The organism is Sinomonas notoginsengisoli (assembly GCF_021554725.1).
In the GTDB taxonomy this organism is placed as follows: Bacteria; Actinomycetota; Actinomycetes; order Actinomycetales; family Micrococcaceae; genus Sinomonas; species Sinomonas notoginsengisoli.
This window is the reverse complement of the sequence record NZ_JAIZDP010000014.1, coordinates 1-16689: the sequence shown is the minus strand read 5'-3', so window position 1 is coordinate 16689 and position 16689 is coordinate 1. Positions and strand designations below refer to the sequence as shown.

Genomic DNA, 16689 nt, shown 5'->3' with positions numbered 1-16689 from the left:
GATTCGGTCTAGCGGATGCCCTGCTGGACGTACTTGAGCACGTCGGAGATGTTGGACTTGTCCACGATTGCGGGGCCGGTCAGCACGGGCTGGCCGCCACCGACCTTGAAGCCGCCGCGCTTGTTCTGCCAGAGCGCATCAACGGCAAGGTAGCCCTGCAGGTAGGGCTGCTGGTCGACGGTGAAGAGGACCTTGCCGTCGCTGATCGCCTGTGCGAGGGCGGGGTTGAGGTCGAAGCTGGCCACCTTGATGGAGCTGTTCGCGTCCGTCACGGCCTTGAGGATGGTGACCGTGTACGGGGCACCGAGGCCGATGATTACGTCAGCGTCCTTGGAAGCCTGCAGCTTCGCCGTGGCGGTCGACTGCACGGCCGTCATGTCCTTGCCGTCGACGTAGAGGATCTCCGTGGACGGCACCTTCTCCTTCACGCCGGCACACCTCTGCTCGAGCTGCACCTGGCCCTGCGCCATGATCACGCAGATCGGGTGCTTGTAGCCCTCCTGGGCAAGCTTCGCGCCGACGGCCTGGCCGGCGAGGGTCTCATTGGAGCCGAAGTGGGTGAACGCTCCCATCTGGGAAGAGACGTCGCCGCCGGCGTTGAAGCTCACGAGCGGGATGCCCGCGTCGTTGGCCTTCTTCATGACGTCCTTCATGGCTCCCGGGTTCGCGATGGTGGCAGCGATCCCGTCGACCTTCTGGTCGATTGCCTGCTGGACGAGTTGGGCCTGACGGCCCGCGTCGGAGTCGTTCGTGTAGAGGACCTCGACGTTGTCCTTAGCAGCAGCCTCCTCGGCGCCCTTGCGGACGATGTCCCAGAAGGTGTCGCCGGCCTCAGCGTGGGTGATGATCGCCACCTTCATACGCGGAGTCGAGGCCGCTTGACCGCCGCCCCCTCCCCCGGAGGTGTCCGCCGGCTTGCCTCCCTGGCTGGAGCACGCGCTCAGGGCCAGCGCCGGCGCCAGCGCGAGGACGGCCAGGCCCTTCATCCACATGGTCTTCTTCAGCACAACTATCTCCTTTGATGTTCTGTGCGGCCCGACTCCAGTGCGAACGGAGGCGCAATGTGACGCCCGTCTCGTTCTGGACCGGTCCAACCGTAAGACCGCGCCAGCGCTGGTGTCAATGGACCGGTCCAACCTATTCTGGACCGGTCCACAGATGAAGTGGATCACATCAGGAGGAGAGCGTGGACAGTGCTCGCACGAGCTCAACATCGGGAGCCAACGCCGCTCGTTGGAACTCCCTTCTCGGTGCATGCGTAGAAGTCATACTCGAAGGCCGAACGATCGCACGAGGGGTCGTTGACGAGGTCTCCCCCGACAACGAATGCATCTAGTTGGCCGGGAGCGGCATCGAGACTCGGCGGCTCATTCACCGCTCTGAGGGGTACGTTCTCGTATTCCGGCACCGCAAATCGGTCGATGCCACCGGGCGTGCAGGCATCAAGGGGACTGGGTGATAACCGGACAGGACTTTGACGAAGGACCGCCGGCTTCCCTCCTTGCCGGGCGGCTTGCCAGGCTTGGGCCCACGGCGCGCGCCATCGTAGCCCTCATCGCCGACGGCATTGACGCGCCCGCTGCACTGGCAAGCCGCATCGGCAAGTCGCCAGCCACCGTCTATCAGCACCTCATAAGGCTCCGAGCGATGGGGCTCATACAGACTTAACGGACTGGTCGCACAATCAGGGGACAGCTCAGCCCGAACATCGATGCCGTCTGGGTCCGCTGCCGCCTGCTGGCGATTTCCGAGCAGAAGCCGTTCGGCTGACCACCGATGCAGCGCCACCCAGCGCACCGCTGAGTGCCTGTACCCGCGTGCGCACGGCCGTGCTGGAGTAGACCGTTGGCGCTAAGGAGAAGCCGTGGTCAATGGGGCCTGTCCGGAGGCCCGGAAGCGCCACGGCCATAGCGGGTGGGAAAGCGGCGAAGGGACGGGATGGATGCCGCCTGCGTTGGGGCCCGAGGGTCGGGCGCGACTGCCCGTAGGGACCGACGCCGCTGGTCTCGGGAGCGAGGCGACACGGGCTGTAGTTCCCTCGCCCGTTTCAGAGGGCCGAGGCCCGGTCCCCGCCGCGCCAGGTTCGAGGGCGGCAGACGACATATCTTCAACGAAGATCATCGACTTCTGAATCTTGTACCCAGTGAGTCGGCCGTCGAGATGGTTGCGGGGATCTAGAACAGGCCCGCCGGCGGTTCGTCGCAGGGCAGTGGTGCGATTTTGGTGCGGTGGCCGTCGTCGGGGCTGCAGCCTTTGAAGGGCACGTCGGTGGAGAGCAGGACGTTCATGTGGTGGTCTGCGTGGTCGCGCCACCAGACGCTCATGCCGGTGGCGCCGTCCAGGCGGAGGTGTTCCCAGGCGCGCCAGAGGGCTTCGAGGCGGCTGATGGCTTCGGCGTGCTTCCACCACTGCGGGCACCACGTGGTCCCGCCTTGGACGTTGGGCTGGCGGCGATAGGTGACTGCCAGCTTGTTGGCCACGAATTCAGCGATGTTTGGGTAGAACAGCTCGGGCTCGTCCGTGCTGTCCTCGGCCGGCTCGGCGGTGGCGGTGTGGTCGGGCTCGTCGTCCCACTCGCCCAGGCCCTCACCCACCGGGCGCTCCGGCGGGTGTCCGCAGGTCAGCAGTTGCGGCGGGCGCGGGCTGGTTGGCTGGGTCGTGGGCGACGATGGAGGCTTGTACTGCCTCGGCGTGCGGGCCGTTCATCCAGGGCACGGTCTCCAGCAGTGCGGCGGGGGCGCCGGAGGCGAGCATGACGGCTCTGCCTCTGGGGAGGGCGGCGAGGTCTGAGACGTCGAGGGTGCGTTCCTTGCGGTCGTTGTCGTGGCTGTAGGAGGTGCCCTGCCTGGAGCGGTTCCGGGTGGTGTTGGTGTAGCGGTACTCGCCGACGAGCTGCGCGAGCTCGCCCAGGAACTCGGCTTCGGCGACGCCGCCGCCGTAGACCTTGATGTTGGCCGCAGACCAGAGCTTGCGCATCCCGTCCCGGCCCCAGACCTCCACGCCCTGGGACCAGGACTGCAGGACCGTCATGAGCACGATGCCCCGGGAGCCGTAGTGGCTGTAGAGGTTCGGCAGCTCGCGCCAGCGGCACACGTTCGCGGCCTCGTCCAGGACGCCGACCATCGGAGTGGCGAGGCGGCCGCCGGGCGAGTGGACGGCGAGCTCCTCGGCGGCCTCGACCACCGCGACGGTCAGGGCGGTGACGAGGGGGCCGGCGGTGCCCTTGCCCTCCTTGGACAGGCTGTACAGGGCCCCCTTGGAGCGGACGAAGCCGGCCGGGGCGAACTGGGGCCGCGGGTCCTTCTCCCCCTGCGGGGTCACCCAGCGGGCGATCTGGCGGTTGGTGAGGCAGGAGGCCATCTGCAGGGCCGTCCCGTACACGCCGCCTCGCTGCTTCTCGGGGGCGTTGACGACGCCGCCGACCGCGTTGGCGGTCTGGATGAAGTCGTGGGCGCGGAGGATGTCCACGGCCTCGTCGTCCGCCGGGCGCGTCAGCCAGGTGTGGACCTGGGTGATCGGGCGGTGGTCGAGGGCGGCCGCGAGGAGGAGGCCGGCGAGGAGGTCCTGTCCGGCCGGGTCGAAGTAGGCGTCCGTCTTGGCGTCCGGGCCGCGGGAACCTGAGGCGAAGTGGTCGGCGAGGCGGGCCGCGCGCACCTCGTCGGTGACATAGGACAGGGGGTTCCACCACCAAGAAGGTTCCTCGAGGGCGACCGCCTGCGGCGAGCTGCGGCCCGAAGCCGGGCACGCTCTGGAGGATCTCGAAGTGGGCGTGAGCATGGAGTCGAGCCTCGATCTCTGCATCGACTTCGGCGATCTGCTCGATGAGGGACAGGATGTCCTTGGCGATCCGTGCGACGAGGGCCGCTGCGGCGGTCTGCCCCACCACAGTCGTGGACTGCTGTCCGGCGGCCTTCACGGCGGTCTCGGCGGTCTTGTCGGGGCGGTAGCAGCCCTGCTTGCGCAGCCAGGCTTCGATCCGTCCGTGCCCGGCCCGGCGGATCCCTTCGGGGGTCTGGTACTTGGTCAGGAGGATGACGGCGGCCTTGCGCTGGGAGAAGTCGAATGAGGCCTCCAGCGCCGGGAAGTACTCGAGCAGGGTGGCCCGGAGCCTGTTGTACGACCTGGTGCGGTCGTGGACGAGGTCGGCCCGGCGCGCTGTGAGCAAGCGCAGTTCGACGATCGTCTCGTCCTCGGCCCGTGACCGGCTGCAGGTCGCGGCGCATCCTGGCCTGGTCTGCGATGATCCCGGCGTCCTTCGCGTCGGTCTTGCCCTCGCCGCTGTAGATCCGTGCGGCATGGTGCACGGCCCGTCCCGGGATGTAGAAGACCGTCTGGCCATGCGCGAGGAGGGCGCTGATCAGCAGCGCCGCCCCTCCCTGGTTCAGGTCCGTGGCCCAGTGGACCTCCCTGTCCCCGGCCAGGGCAAGGACGTCGGTGATCAGGGCAAGGATCGCGTCCTCGGTGTGGGCCAGCCTCCGGGAGAGCAGCCGGCCTCCGTCCTGGTCTATGACCATGCAGTGGTGGTGGGTCTTGCCTGCGTCGATTCCGGCCCACAGTTCGGCCACAAGTACGCCTTTCTCTTTCGGTCCTTCTGGAGGGCCCACGGACAACCACGCCGTCATTTCCTTACACAGCGATCGATGCGCATCTCTCAATCAGCGGTCGAGTCGTCGGTGGGACGCGGGCGGCCATTCCGGCTAAGCCACGGCAACGGCGAAAACGAGGAAGCCATACCCGCACCCCTGGGCGGTCAGAAGCCTACGGAAGCCCCGGACCCGCACCGAAAACACCGTAAGGAAGGCGAGCGGCACCATGTGGGGGCCTGAGGGTCGGGACCCTGCGGCTTCCGACGACTACCATCCCCTCAACGGAGCGATCTTCCCCGTGCCCGGGGCGGACCGTCGGCACGTCCCCGCGCTGCCTGCCGCATCGCGCGCGGGCATACCCAGTCTCTGCGACCTCGATCGAACAGGACTGCGCGGAGCCTTCCTCAAGGCTCCCCTGCGTGCGAACCTTTCCGCATCCGGCCAGACCACCGGCCGGCGAGTCGAGAGGATGAGCAGATGAACCAATGGTTCCTCCCGGACCCGAACGGGATCAACGGGGCCTACATCTACCCGGGCAAGACGGTCGGGTGGGACTTCGGGTGGCCGGATCCGGCGTTCGGGCCGGCGATCCTCGCCGTCGCGATGCCGCCGTCCATCGTCACCGCAGGCGGAGACGTCACCACCGTCAGCAACGGCTTCTACCAGGACCGCGATGGGCTCAAGCACTACACCACCACCCTGAGCTCGGCCGGAGGCTGCGGCTACCGGCTTCTCATCAGCCAGCTGCGATGAAAGGAGGCGCCGTGAAGATCTCGATCGTCTCCGACGCCGAAGGACGCCTGATCGGCATCGCCCCCGTGCACGAGCCCTCCCGGGCGTCCGCAGGGGAAGGTCCTCCCCTGACGGGGAGGATGGTCGCCCAGGAGGGCCAGCACCTGCATGAACTCGAGGTCGACGAGGACTTCTTCGAGGACTGGGAACGACTCTCCCGGCTGCACGAGACGCACTGCATCAGGGACGGGAGGCTGGAGCCCGTCGAGGGCCGCTGAGGAAGGAGGAATGCCTCGGCAGCGACCACGGCCCCCACACGGGCCCCTCCGGAAAAACACTCACGCCGTTGGTCGATCGGTGCCTGCCCGCGGTGCCGGCCAGGGCTGACCCGACACCCGCTGGGCGTGGCCGGCATCGTGTGCGGCCGCGACGAGCCCCTGGCCAGGCCTGGCCCGCCTTCGAGGGCATGGCGGTCGATTCAGGTCTTCACGCACTGTCGCGACACACCCATCGCAGCAGCGATATGGGCCCGCGCCTAGCCCGCCTGATGGCGTTGGACGATCAGCCGGGCGACCATGGACGGTCACCCGGGCACTACCGTGGGACACGAGAACCTCCGAGTCGGAGTGGGCCCTTAGACAAGCCACATCCCACTCGGAGGTTCTCCCTCGTTCACCCGAACTCGCCGCCACCGCTACCAACGTCGTGGCCCCGTTCCATTTACGCGCTCTCCAGGACCGCAAGAGCCCCCTTGAATGATGCGGCGACCGGCTTGCCCTTCGACGTCCGGATCACCCTGCAGATCAGCCGCCCGAAAACAGTGCTGCCCGTGCGGTCCCAGGTCACGTGGACGACGCTGCCACCGTCACGACCGGCCCGGATGGTGGCCGCGACGTAGCTGCCCGGGGCGGAGAAGTTGCTCTCCTGGACCGTCCACCGCACGGTATGCAGGCCGGACCAGTCATAGCGCTCGCGCGCCCAGACCTTCCCGCCCGGGACCTTGCTGCCCTCGCGCACGTCCGCAGTGGTCTCGCCGACCGAGTAGACCTCGTACAAGGCTCGTCCCGGCCACAACTGGGTGCGGCGTTCAGAGAAGTCGATCAGCGCGGTGCGCACCTTCTCCGGACTCGCGGTTGTCTCCAGATCGAATTCGACTGCACCCACAATGCCGTTCATGGATCCAGCATCCTGCTCAAGGTCCCGGCCGCGCATCGCGCGATCGCACTACCCGACCACGATCATCCGCGCGTCCCCCCCGAGAAGGCGACCGACGGAGCCTCGCCCAACGCGCCCACAGAACTGCTCATTCACTCCAGCTGTGCCGTTAGACGGCACTCCACCAGGCGCCGCCCGGCGGCTCAACCTCACCATCAGGCGCCCACCACGCTGCGCAGACACCGTGCCCGAAAATACCCAGTGAAAGTGCCCTAAAAGCTACACTCCGAACCGTCTCTCAACCCTCGGCTCACAAGGCGCCTCGCCGGGCGCGCGGGGGGTGACCGGGGGACTGTACTTTCAACGGTGTAACTCTGACACAGGAGGTACCCGATGAGCGTTGACGTTGAGCCGGCCGTCGAGTCGGTCGTGGAGGGCAGAAGAGCCCGGCGTCATTGACCCGGCTGCGCTTCGATTTGAAGCGGCGAACCTAGACCCGGCCCTGTTCACCGGTTGCGCCCAGGCTACGAGCAGCCCGTGACCGCCGCCCAATCGCTGGCAGCCCCGGCTCACCGACGTACTTGCTCTGTGTCCCTAGATCCCAAGGTTTGGCAGCCCGTTTACGATCCGGTTGGTCTCCATACTGACGGTCCGGGCGGCGTAGGGCCACCTTTACCAAGGCCATACCAAGGCTGCGTACCAGATCTTGGCAGTTCTAGGCTGATCCAGACTGAATCTGCTGGTTGGGTCGCTCAACACAAGAACCCCATGCTTCCCAGCGATTCCGCGGGATGCAGGGGGTTCTCCCTGGTGGCGCCGACCGGCGTCGATCCGGTGACCTTTCGATTTTCAGTCGAACGAGGCGACCTCCACACCACGTCACCGGGACCACAATCCCCGGTATCCGCGGACGAAGACGGGATCTGCGATCACAGATCACGCATCCGGGCTCAGATTGTGTCCATTTCGTGCCCACGCCGGCCACCCCCGAGCGAGAGGTGCGTACGAAGTGAGCGTGAGAACCCAGAGCTGTTCCAGAACAGGACGGCCCACGTCCTGCGTTCGCCCGCTACACCGCTACGCCGCTACATCGCCGAAATCACGCGGAAGGCGATTAGGTCCTAAGCCGCTGCAGGGCCGCTACATCGCCAGGACCGGCAGCGGTCAGATGCACGGCGCCCTGGTCGACAGCCGATGCGAGCGGCTATGGCGGGCATTGGGATGAGGCTCCCGCGGCCTGTCGGGTCCCCCGAGCCCCAGAAGCTGGGGAGCCGAGAGAACCCGCGCGGGCACGCAGCAGCCCATGCCGCCGGCCAGCACAGCCCTCCCCTGTGCTGGCCGGGCCGCATCCAGTGGATGAGCCGGGAGGACCCCTGCCCGGTCGAGAGCGCCCAGGCCCCTGACCGCTCGCATGAAGCTTCCTTCCCTACAGGTTAGGCGCGGCGTCGCACGCCGTTCACAGGAATGTAAGGTCTGACCACAAGAGTGGCCGGTGCCGGGGTCCGGCCTTCACGCATCGCGTTCCTCAAGCCACCGGGGAAGTCCCTCCCCCGGCGCAACCAAAGGACGCCTCGCCCTCGCACTGTGCGCGCGGGCGGGCGGTGAAGAGGAGAACAGCAGTGGGAAAGAATCCCTCCAGAAGACGCCTGCGCCGGGCCGTAGCGGTCCCCGCCGCCGGTATCGCCGTTGCCTTGGCCGCTGGCACCGCGATCGCGGTGGCGAACGGCTGGGGCGATGCCCTGATCGGGCGCCAGCCCGACGGGTCGGTCCTGACCGCCACCAACCAGCGCATCACCCCCGCCGGCACCGCCGTGGAGCAGAGCGGCCGGCCGATCACGATGGCCGTGGCCCCGGACGGGAAGACCGCCGTGAACGAGACCTGGCACGGCAAGGGCCAGTTCACCGTCACCGACCTGGTCAACCACAAGGTCCTCCAGCAGATCAGCCCCTCCCAGGGCTGGGGGTCCTCCTACGGGGGCCTGCTGTACTCGCCCGACGGGAAGACCCTCTGGGCCGCCCAGCCCGGGAACCTGCAGAAGTTCACCGTCAATCCTGACGGCACCCTCGCCAGCCCCGTCACAATCCCAATGCCCTCCACCGACGGGAAGGACCCGATCCCCTCGGGCCTGGCCTGGGCACCCGGCGGCCAGCAGATCCTGGCCACCTTCAACGGCACCAACACCCTCGCCGTCCTGGACGGGTCCACCGGTGCAGTGATACGGCAGATCCCGGTCGGCAACGCCCCCCGCGACGTCGTCGTGCTCGGCGGGCACGCCTTCGTCGCCAACCAGGGCGGCCGGCCCGCCCAGCCCGGCGACACGACCAATGACTCCTACGGCACGGCCATCGTGACCGACAATGAGGACGGCTCGCCCTCCACCGGCACAGTCTCCGAGGTCGACCCAGCCACCGGCACGGTGGTGCGCACCTACCAGACCGGCCTGGCACCCTCGGCGCTGCTGGTCCGCGGCGACGAGGTGCTCGTGGCCAACTCCAACTCGGACACGATCTCCGTGCTGGACACCAAGACGGGCAAGGTCGGGCAGACGATCAACGTCAACCCCCTCCCGGGCGCCCCGGCCAGCAGCTCCCCCACCTCCTTGGCGATGCTCGACGGTGACCACCTTGCCGTCAGCCTCGGCCAGGCCAACGCCGTCGCCGTCTACGAGTACGAGGGAGAAGGGACACCGGCCTCGTTCCAGGGTCTGGTTCCCACCGGCTGGTACCCCGGCACCATCGCCTACGACAAGGCCCTGTCCCAGATGGTGGTCGCCTCCGAGAAGGGCGTCGGCTCCCTCGGCGCCCCGGGTGCGAACGGCGGGCACAACGTCAAATCGGACCTGGGCACAGTCAGCACCGTCCCCGTCCCGAGCGGTGATCAGTTGTCCGAGCTGACCAAGCAGGTCTGGGACAACAACCAGTGGACGACTGCCCTGGCCGAGCTGAAGAAGAACCCCTCCCAGGCGAAGGCCGCGATCCCGCGCCGGGACGGGGACCAGTCGACGATCAAGCACGTGTTCATGGTCGTCAAGGAGAACCGCACCTACGACCAAGTCCTCGGCGACGACTCCCGCGGCAGCGGCGACCCGGCCCTGGCCGAGTTCGGCGGCGCCGTGACCCCCAACCACCACGCCCTCGCCTCCGCCGCCGGGCCCCTGCTGGACAACACCTACTCCTCCGGGACGATGTCCGCCGACGGACACCAGTGGCTCACCCAGGCCACCGTCGACGAGTACCTCACACGCTCGATCGGCAACTACGACCGCAGCTACCCCTACAACGGCGGCGACGCCCTGGCGTACAGCGCCACCGGGTTCCTCTGGGACAACGCCGCCCGCCACGGCGTGACCGCGAAGGACTGGGGCGAGTACACCGACAACTGGACCGACGCCGCGGGCAACGGCGACACCCACACCTGGTCCCAGTGGTACCAGAACTCCCAGGCCATCGAGGCCGGCAAACCGGCGACCATCCCTGCCGACCAGTACCACGCCTCCACCGACGTGCCCTCGCTGTCCAAGATCCTGCACCCGCAGTTCCCCGGGTTCCAGCTGCAGGTCCCGGACCAGTACCGGGCGGACCTTTTCGTGAACGACCTCAGGCAGGCGGAGAAGGACGACAGCCTGCCGCAGCTGAACATCCTCACCCTCCCGGCCGACCACACCGCGGGGACTGACCCGTCCGAGCCCACGCCCTCGGCCATGGTCGCGGACAACGACCTCGCCGTCGGCCGCATCATCGATGCCGTCTCCCACTCGAAGTACGGCAAGGACTCTGCTGTGTTCGTCATGGAGGATGACAGCCAGGGCGGCGTGGACCACGTCGACGGGCACCGCCAGCCGGCCCTGGTCTGGAGCCCCTTCGCCAAGAAGGGCGCCGTCGTCAACACGTACTACACCCAGCTGAACATCGTGCGCACCATCGAGCAGATCCTCGCCCTGCCCCCGATGACCCAGATGGACTTGGCCGCCGAACCCATGTTCGACGCGTTCACCGACAAGGCCGACACCACCCCCTACACCGCCCGTCCCAACCAGATCCCCCTGGACACCCTCAACGGCGCCGCCATCGCGGCCGCCCCCGCGGCCGCCCAGTCCGCGGCGCAGGCCTGGTCCGACTGGTCCAAGAAGCAGGACTGGAAGGGCCCCGACCGGGTCAACCCCGCCCAGCTGAACCGGGCCGACTGGTACGCCGCCCACAACTACACCCGGCCCTACCCCGGCGACGACAAGATCCTCACCCCCGATCAGGTCCCCGGCGCCGGAACCAGCCGGGCACCCGTGAAGTCCGCGAGTACCGACACCGACGACTGACCGCCAGAACACCTGACGACACGGCGGGCGCTGCTCCCAGACCCCGGGAGCAGGGCCCGCCCTGGTTGCGGCAGCGGGGCACGCCTGCGCACGACGGTGACCTCGATCCGCTCGTCCCGGTCGACGGGCGCTGCGAGGCCAAACCTTTGGGCCGCAGCCCGCGTGGACCCCACCAGGGCAAGCTCGGTTCCCTCTTGGCGTCTGGCTTGGGCTGGTCGGAGACCGGGCTCCCCCTCCGCTAGCTGGTGCGCTCGTTCCTTCAGTCGGCGATCATCCCAGCCTGCCCCGACATTCCACCGGCAGGTGGGCGGGTTGGTGAACTCTATCGGAAGCTTCCCTCCTGGGCGGTGACCAGGGGTGCTGGCTGCCGGAATAATCGGCGGCGAGAGCAGGCAGCAAGAGACCAACGAGACGGAAGGACAGTGCAGTGGCGAATAGCCGTGTCAAGCACGTGGTGGTGATGGTGCAGGAGAACCACACCACTGACAACTACTTCCGGGGCCTGGCCCCCTACGGGGCCAACGTCGCCCGCGACTGGCCCATCCAGCCCAATCCCCCCGCGGCCGACCAGCCGCACGACAGGCACGCCTACTACCGCTGGCTCACCGGGCAGCACAACGCGACCCGGGCCCAGTTCGACACCGCGGCAGTGCTGCCCTTCTATGCCCACCTGGCCCTGACCGGGGCGTTCCTGGAGAACCACTGCAGCGGCTTCGGCACGAACTCCACCCCGAACCACCTGCTCATCCTCGGCGGCCAGTCCCCGACCCTGCGCAACCCCTCCCGAACTCAGCCCCCGCCACTGTGGGACATGCCCTCCGTTCCAGGGCTGGCCCAGGACGCCGGCCTGGGATGGCGCTGCTACACCGGGAGCCAGAACTACCCGGCAGGGTTCTACGCCCAACTGCACGGCTCGGCGAACCTCGTCCCCAACTCCGCCTTCATCCCCGACGCCGCCGCCGGCAGGCTCCCGGCGCTGGCCTACCTCTGGCACGACTCCCCGGCCGACGAGCACCCGCCCGCGGACATAACAGTCGGAATGCAGAGGATCTGGCAGAGCGTGGACGCCGTCGTGCGCTCCGGCGGATGGGACGAAACCGTCTTCCTGCTGACCTGGGACGACTGGGGCGGCTGGGACGACCACGTGGCCACCCCCAACATCGAGCACACCCCCGACGGCGTGCAGCTGGCCTACGGGCCCAGAGTCCCGCTGCTGATGTTCGGAGGCCCGGTCAGGGCCGGGATCGACAGCCGCTGGTCCAACCACGCCACCGTCCCCAAGACCGTCATGCAACTGCTCGGACTGCCCCCGCTCGGGGTCGACCGGGTGGACCGGGACCCTGGTCTGGCCGACCTCGTGGACGACACGGTCCACAACCCCGCCCCGCCGCCCTTCGGCAGCAGCGTCACCCTCCCCCCTCCGCCGCACCCCACGCCCGCGCCCAAGCCGCTCCCCCCTCCCCCGGCACCCTCCTCGAGCCCGGTGGGCCCCGTCGTTCTGCGCGGCGGAGGCACCCTGCCTCCGCCCAACGACGTCCCCCTCAAGCCCGCCACCCGGCAGGCACCGGGACAGGAGCCGGCCGGCTGACCCGCCCTCCCAGCACCGCTCACCAGAGACAGCAGCCAAGGCAAGGCCGAGAGGAAGACAAGCGCATATCCACATCGATCCACACCATGGACGAGAGCCCCAAGAACTGCTGGCGCGCAAGCGCGCCGTGATGGACCCCGTCGCGGAAAAGCTCGCCCCCTCCCACGGAACGGTGCTGCCCATCACCGCCCCCACCCCGGACGGGATCGTCGTGATCAACCTCTGGGATAGGGCCGAGGGCGCCGCCGAGTTCAGCCGGCACCCCGAGGCCCTGGACGCCCAGCCACGCCCTGGCCTCCCCGCCCCCTCCTCCTTCCAGCGCCTGGAACGGGGCCGCCCTCACCCGCTACGCCCGGGAGCACGACGGGCACGGCCCGAGGCACTGGCCCCTGCCGTAGGCCCGGCGGGACGCGGCCCGAAGCAGAGGAGCCTGCCGCACGTCGATGATCGTCACGCCCAACGGCTGGCGGATGTCCCGTTATTGGCGCCTTCTAACGAGACTCCGCTCGGGACGGCCTCTCCCTCACATCGGCGAGTTCCGTGAAAACTCTGTCGATGGTCGAAGTCACTTCCCCGGCAAGCGCTACGAGGACTGGGAACTCGAGGACCCGGCCGGCAAGGGCGTCGACCCCGCCCGCCCCATCCGCGACGACATCAAAGCCCGGATCGACCCACATCGCCGAACTCCTGCCGGGCGGCGACTGAGACAGTGGCACGGATCGCCCCGCAACCGATATGCCGGCGAGGTGGGTCACGCGTGGGCGACGGTGAGTCCCTCCGCCGGGTACAGCATCCGCCGGTGGTCGCCGTCCGCGACCACCCACACGACGCCGAGGTCGCTGGTCATCCCATCGACTCGCCCGAGGACGCGACGGCCGTCGGGGAACGCTACGAGGACCCGGTCCCCGGCCCCTACTGTGTGCCACGAGCCGTGCGGCGGCTGCTGCTGCCAGCCTCCTGCGCTCTCGCCTGCCACTGCCGGCCGGTTCCGTCTCATTCTTGCCATGTCATTCAGATTCCCTCGCTGGCACTGGGGAAACCCTGGCAGGGATGAACGCGCCGTGAACCTTGGGGAACGGCCTCTGGAGGACGTTCCCCGCAGGCTCCCTGGAGCTAGGGACCGCGTCAAGAGTTGGACCTGCAACCAGACCGTGAAGCGCCCAACGACGCGGCCTGCCCGGCCGCCGGCGATTGAAAGTGCCGGGGATGCCGGGAAGAGACCTAGGAGTTCACGATGGCCCGCGAGAGCGAGCGCATCGGACGGGAGATGGACCAGTTCCAGGCCAACGCTCAGGCATTCGAGGCGGCGCAGATTCCGCGCCGGGCGGGCGAGGCGCTCGAGGGGCTCCTGGCGGCCGCGCGTCTGGTGGCGCCCTATCCGCAGAATGAGATGTGGGCAGTGGTCGTCCGCGGTTGGGCTGGGCTCGTCATCTCCGGCTTGGGTGTGCTCAACGACGTGACCATCACGCAGTCCTCGGCCGCCCTCGAGGCAGAGCTCACCGAGCACCTCGGCCACGAGAGGCACGGGCCCGCCGATGTCCCCGATCTCGCACACGTCCAGGCGGCCTTTCATGATGGCATAGATGAAGCGGATGAACAGTTGCCGTCATCGTGGTGCGGCGAGGGCATATCTCTGGTTGGACAGGTCAACCGAACTGTAGAATCAGCTCGCCATCGCAACGACACGAGGGGGCACCATGTCATCACAGCAGGACCCGAACCCGAACTACCAGGCTCCGCAGTACCCGTCCCGGACCCAATACGGCTACCAGGGCGAGCCGCCGCTGTGGGCGCCCTACTACGGCGCACCGTTCAAGGCCGCCGTCCAGCGCGTCTTCAAGAAGTACGCCACGTTCTCCGGACGGGCCAGCCGCGCCGAGTACTGGTGGTGGGCGCTCGTCAGCGGTGTCGTCGGCATCGTGCTGAACATCATCACCGGCGCGGGCATGGTGAACTCCACGGACGCTTACGGCTACTCGGCCCCGACTCCGGGGCCGGTCTCGATCGTCGGCTACATCCTGCTGATCGTCTGGGGCCTTGCCATCATCGTCCCGAGCCTGGCCCTGACCATCCGTCGCCTCCACGACGTGAACATGAGCGGCTGGATGGTCCTGCTCGGCCTCATCCCGTTCATCGGCGGCATCATCGTCCTCGCCTTCACCCTGCTGCCCCCGAAGCCGGAAGGCCAGCGCTTCGACGTCCCACTAGGCCCGCCTACGGCCTGATTCCAAGAAGCCTCTGGGCTGAGAGCCCCGGCACGTCGCCATCCTCGGCGGTGCCGGGGCTCTCACCTTTTTGGGTGGTCAGCCCGTCAGTGAGTTCAGAGGTGCGTGACACCATCCAGGAGGCTGCCGTGCGCGAGATGATGGATCCCGCCCGCGGCCTCGCCGACGCGAAGCTGCTCGCCGGCCTCTACGCCGACGCCGTCGACCGGGAACGGTTCAACGGGAAGCCGATCGAACCTTGCGCCGGGAACAGCGCCTTGCGGGCGTGGCACCACGAGCAGTCCAAGCTCAGCCCACTCGACCGCGAGCACGACCCGAACGAATTCGGGGTCTAGATCGCCCAGGACTCGGCTACCGGGCGCTACTGAAGCGCCCTGGGTCTGTTGGAGGCTCCTGACCTTCGAAACAAGGATGGAGTCACGGCAGCGGGTCGGGGACCTGGGAAGCCGACGGCCCATCAGTATTCGCCGGAGGAGAAGGCCGCCGCGGTGCGGATGGTGCGGACCCTGCGTGCGGAGCTGGGGACCGAGCACGGGACGGTGCAGCGGGTCGCTGCGCAGCTGGGCTACGGCCCCGAATCGGTGCGGGCCGGTGCGCGTCAGGCCGACATCGACGACGGCGCGGCCCCGGGTGTGAGCACCGCGGAGGGCCGCCGGGTGCGTGAGCTCGAACAGGAGGTCCGCGAGCTGCGCAGGGCGAACGAGATCCTCAAGCGGGCCGCGAGTTTCCCCGGGGCGGAGCTCGACCGCCAACACCAGAAGTAGTCGCGTTCATCGACGCGAACAGGAACGACGTCGTTGAAGGCCGCCCGCTCGGAGTCGAGCCCATCTGCAGGCTGCTGCAGGCGGCCCCGAGCACCTACTACGCCGCGCGAAGGACCGGTGCCCCCTCGGCGCGGGCGGTCCGGGACGGGGAGCTGATCCCGCAGCTGGTGGAGCTCTGGGAGGCGAACTACCGGGTCTACGGGGTCCGCAAGCTGTGGAAGGCGGCCCCCCCCCCCCCCCCCCGCGCCGGGATCGGCCCGGGTCGTCTACGGGGTCCGCAAGCTGTGGAAGGCCCCCCCCCCCCCCGCGCCGGGATCGGCCCGGGTCGTCTTGACCCGTCTCCGCCCTCCACGCCTGCCTGCTCGAGGTGCTCGCCGTGTGTGAGTTCAGGACACCGTTCACGCCTGAGTCGGGACATGCTCCGCACGTTCTCCTCTGTCGAGCCATCGTTCACGGTTCCAGGGGTGAGTCGCGACATCGTTCACGCCTGCTTGGACCGGAGCATGGGCCATGTCGAAGAACAGGGCCATCGTGCTCGCGGTCTTCTGGCCGGCCTCCACGAGTACACCGGCGGAACGGTCTGCCCCGGCCACCGCCTCCACGTGGGCGCCGGTCCCCTGGCGTGGGGCATCGTGGTCGCCCTCGCGGTCGGGAGTGGGGTCCTCTTCTGGTCCAAGACCCGCCACTGAGGTCCGCTGGCGACTTCTCCAGCGTTTTCCGCGACTCGGCTGGCCGTGCCCATCGACCGCGGCGGCTCATGAGGACGATGGGCTGGGGCAGCAGGACGCTCCCCAGCCTGGATCCGTTCGACGTTCGAGCGGGGACAGGTTGGGGAGCTCTGCTCTCTGTGGTTCAGTCTTCCAATGTGAGCTGTGCCGGGGCGGACTGCTTCACCGCCGGCCCTGTTGCGGTGTTATCGCCGGCTTGAGCGGCGGCGGGCGATCAGGAGTCCGCTGGTGGTGAGCAGCACGGCTGCTGCCAGGAGCAACATCCCTAGGCCGTCGGCGCCGGTGGAATCCAGAGCGCCGGTGGATGCCCGGAGGGACACTGTCCCCCGGTCGCCTGCCTCAGTGGAAGCAAGGCTCCGGCCCGCGGCCATGGCGGTTCCGCGTCCTCCTGACCGGCCCGTCGTGGCAGCCGCGTGGTCGGTCCAAGCCGTCGGAACGAGCGCGTGGACCGGGAGCCCGGGAGCGGTCGGAACGAGGGTGTGGGCCGGGAGCCCGGGAGTGGCCGGGATCACCGGGAGTCCGGGAGTGGCCGGGATCACCGGGGTGATCGGCGTGACCGGGGCCCCCGGCGTGCACGGGCATCCCGGGCCACCGAGCA

At 68.5% G+C, this 16689-nt stretch carries 13 protein-coding genes, 1 tRNA gene, 6 pseudogenes and 1 other annotated feature; of the genes and pseudogenes, 11 read left to right on the top strand and 9 right to left on the bottom strand.

All coding sequences use genetic code 11. The annotated features are described in order from the left end of the window. Nucleotides 1–8 precede the first annotated feature (8 nt). Entirely contained in the window at nt 9–1004 is a 996-nt protein-coding gene (locus LF262_RS15600; protein ID WP_443729158.1) for a substrate-binding domain-containing protein, read from the bottom strand. A 451-nt stretch (nt 1005–1455) separates the two neighbouring features. Here LF262_RS15600 and LF262_RS17260 point away from each other — a divergent pair, with 451 nt between their 5' ends. After that, the gene (locus LF262_RS17260) at nt 1456–1668 is read left to right on the top strand and encodes an ArsR family transcriptional regulator (protein WP_372462791.1); all 213 of its coding nucleotides are present in this window, start codon (nt 1456–1458) and stop codon (nt 1666–1668) included. 506 nt (nt 1669–2174) lie between these two features. Here LF262_RS17260 and LF262_RS15595 read toward each other — a convergent pair. Together LF262_RS15595 and LF262_RS15590 are read right to left on the bottom strand one after the other, a co-directional pair. Next, complete coding sequence (locus LF262_RS15595) at nt 2175–2594, bottom strand: DUF4913 domain-containing protein (protein WP_235781320.1); 420 nt, start codon at nt 2592–2594, stop codon at nt 2175–2177. Then, nucleotides 2587–3720 (bottom strand): annotated as a pseudogene (locus LF262_RS15590) (type IV secretory system conjugative DNA transfer family protein); the annotation flags it as partial. The pseudogene LF262_RS15590 and the gene LF262_RS15595, both read right to left, overlap by 8 nt. Before the next feature lie 43 nt (nt 3721–3763). On the opposite strand from LF262_RS15590, the gene LF262_RS15585 reads away from it, so the two are divergent. Then, on the top strand, nt 3764–4066 hold the full coding sequence (locus LF262_RS15585) for a hypothetical protein (protein WP_235781318.1): 303 nt from the start codon (nt 3764–3766) through the stop codon (nt 4064–4066). Between the two features lie 72 nt (nt 4067–4138). On the opposite strand, the pseudogene LF262_RS17255 reads toward LF262_RS15585, so the two are convergent. Both LF262_RS17255 and LF262_RS17250 read right to left on the bottom strand, forming a co-directional pair. Continuing rightward, a pseudogene (locus tag LF262_RS17255) lies at nt 4139–4297 on the bottom strand (hypothetical protein); the annotation flags it as partial. Beyond that, a pseudogene (locus tag LF262_RS17250) lies at nt 4269–4514 on the bottom strand (IS110 family transposase); the annotation flags it as partial. The pseudogenes LF262_RS17250 and LF262_RS17255, both read right to left, overlap by 29 nt. Nucleotides 4515–5063: 549 nt before the next feature. Here LF262_RS17250 and LF262_RS15575 point away from each other — a divergent pair. Both LF262_RS15575 and LF262_RS15570 read left to right on the top strand, forming a co-directional pair. Continuing rightward, nucleotides 5064–5339, top strand: coding sequence for a hypothetical protein (locus LF262_RS15575; protein ID WP_235781317.1), 276 nt, complete (start codon nt 5064–5066; stop codon nt 5337–5339). An 11-nt stretch (nt 5340–5350) separates the two neighbouring features. Beyond that, nucleotides 5351–5596: a hypothetical protein gene (locus LF262_RS15570; RefSeq protein WP_235781316.1), complete on the top strand. Its 246-nt coding sequence runs from the start codon at nt 5351–5353 to the stop codon at nt 5594–5596. Nucleotides 5597–6038: 442 nt separating this feature from the next. Here LF262_RS15570 and LF262_RS15565 read toward each other — a convergent pair whose 3' ends face one another. Together LF262_RS15565 and LF262_RS15560 are read right to left on the bottom strand one after the other, a co-directional pair. Continuing rightward, complete coding sequence (locus LF262_RS15565) at nt 6039–6494, bottom strand: hypothetical protein (RefSeq protein WP_235781315.1); 456 nt, start codon at nt 6492–6494, stop codon at nt 6039–6041. Nucleotides 6495–7281: 787 nt separating this feature from the next. Further along, a tRNA-Phe gene (locus tag LF262_RS15560) sits at nt 7282–7357 on the bottom strand. A gap of 735 nt (nt 7358–8092) precedes the next feature. Between LF262_RS15560 and LF262_RS17175 the strand changes: the two genes are divergently transcribed. From LF262_RS17175 to LF262_RS15545, 3 genes and pseudogenes are all read left to right on the top strand, one after another. Further along, on the top strand, nt 8093–10786 hold the full coding sequence (locus LF262_RS17175; RefSeq protein WP_235781314.1) for a bifunctional YncE family protein/alkaline phosphatase family protein: 2694 nt from the start codon (nt 8093–8095) through the stop codon (nt 10784–10786). Nucleotides 10787–11213: 427 nt separating this feature from the next. Further along, on the top strand, nt 11214–12374 hold the full coding sequence (locus LF262_RS15550; RefSeq protein ID WP_235781313.1) for an alkaline phosphatase family protein: 1161 nt from the start codon (nt 11214–11216) through the stop codon (nt 12372–12374). A gap of 566 nt (nt 12375–12940) precedes the next feature. Next, nucleotides 12941–13045: pseudogene (locus tag LF262_RS15545) on the top strand (phosphotyrosine protein phosphatase); the annotation flags it as partial. Nucleotides 13046–13125: 80 nt separating this feature from the next. On the opposite strand, the gene LF262_RS15540 reads toward LF262_RS15545, so the two are convergent. Continuing rightward, complete coding sequence (locus tag LF262_RS15540; protein WP_235781366.1) at nt 13126–13380, bottom strand: hypothetical protein; 255 nt, start codon at nt 13378–13380, stop codon at nt 13126–13128. 691 nt (nt 13381–14071) lie between these two features. On the opposite strand from LF262_RS15540, the gene LF262_RS15535 reads away from it, so the two are divergent. From LF262_RS15535 to LF262_RS15520, 4 genes and pseudogenes are all read left to right on the top strand, one after another. After that, entirely contained in the window at nt 14072–14599 is a 528-nt protein-coding gene (locus LF262_RS15535; RefSeq protein WP_235781312.1) for a DUF805 domain-containing protein, read from the top strand. Between the two features lie 101 nt (nt 14600–14700). Then, a complete protein-coding gene (locus LF262_RS15530) occupies nt 14701–14934 on the top strand; it encodes a hypothetical protein (protein WP_235781311.1) in 234 nt (77 codons plus the stop codon). A 48-nt stretch (nt 14935–14982) separates the two neighbouring features. Then, nucleotides 14983–15629 (top strand): annotated as a pseudogene (locus tag LF262_RS15525) (transposase family protein); the annotation flags it as partial. Further along, nucleotides 15318–15452: a sequence feature (AL1L pseudoknot), on the top strand. (Overlaps the previous pseudogene by 135 nt.) A gap of 237 nt (nt 15630–15866) precedes the next feature. After that, nucleotides 15867–16052, top strand: a complete 186-nt coding sequence (locus LF262_RS15520) for a hypothetical protein (RefSeq protein ID WP_235781365.1) — start codon at nt 15867–15869, stop codon at nt 16050–16052. A 224-nt stretch (nt 16053–16276) separates the two neighbouring features. On the opposite strand, the pseudogene LF262_RS15515 reads toward LF262_RS15520, so the two are convergent. Beyond that, nucleotides 16277–16689 (bottom strand): annotated as a pseudogene (locus tag LF262_RS15515) (hypothetical protein); the annotation flags it as partial.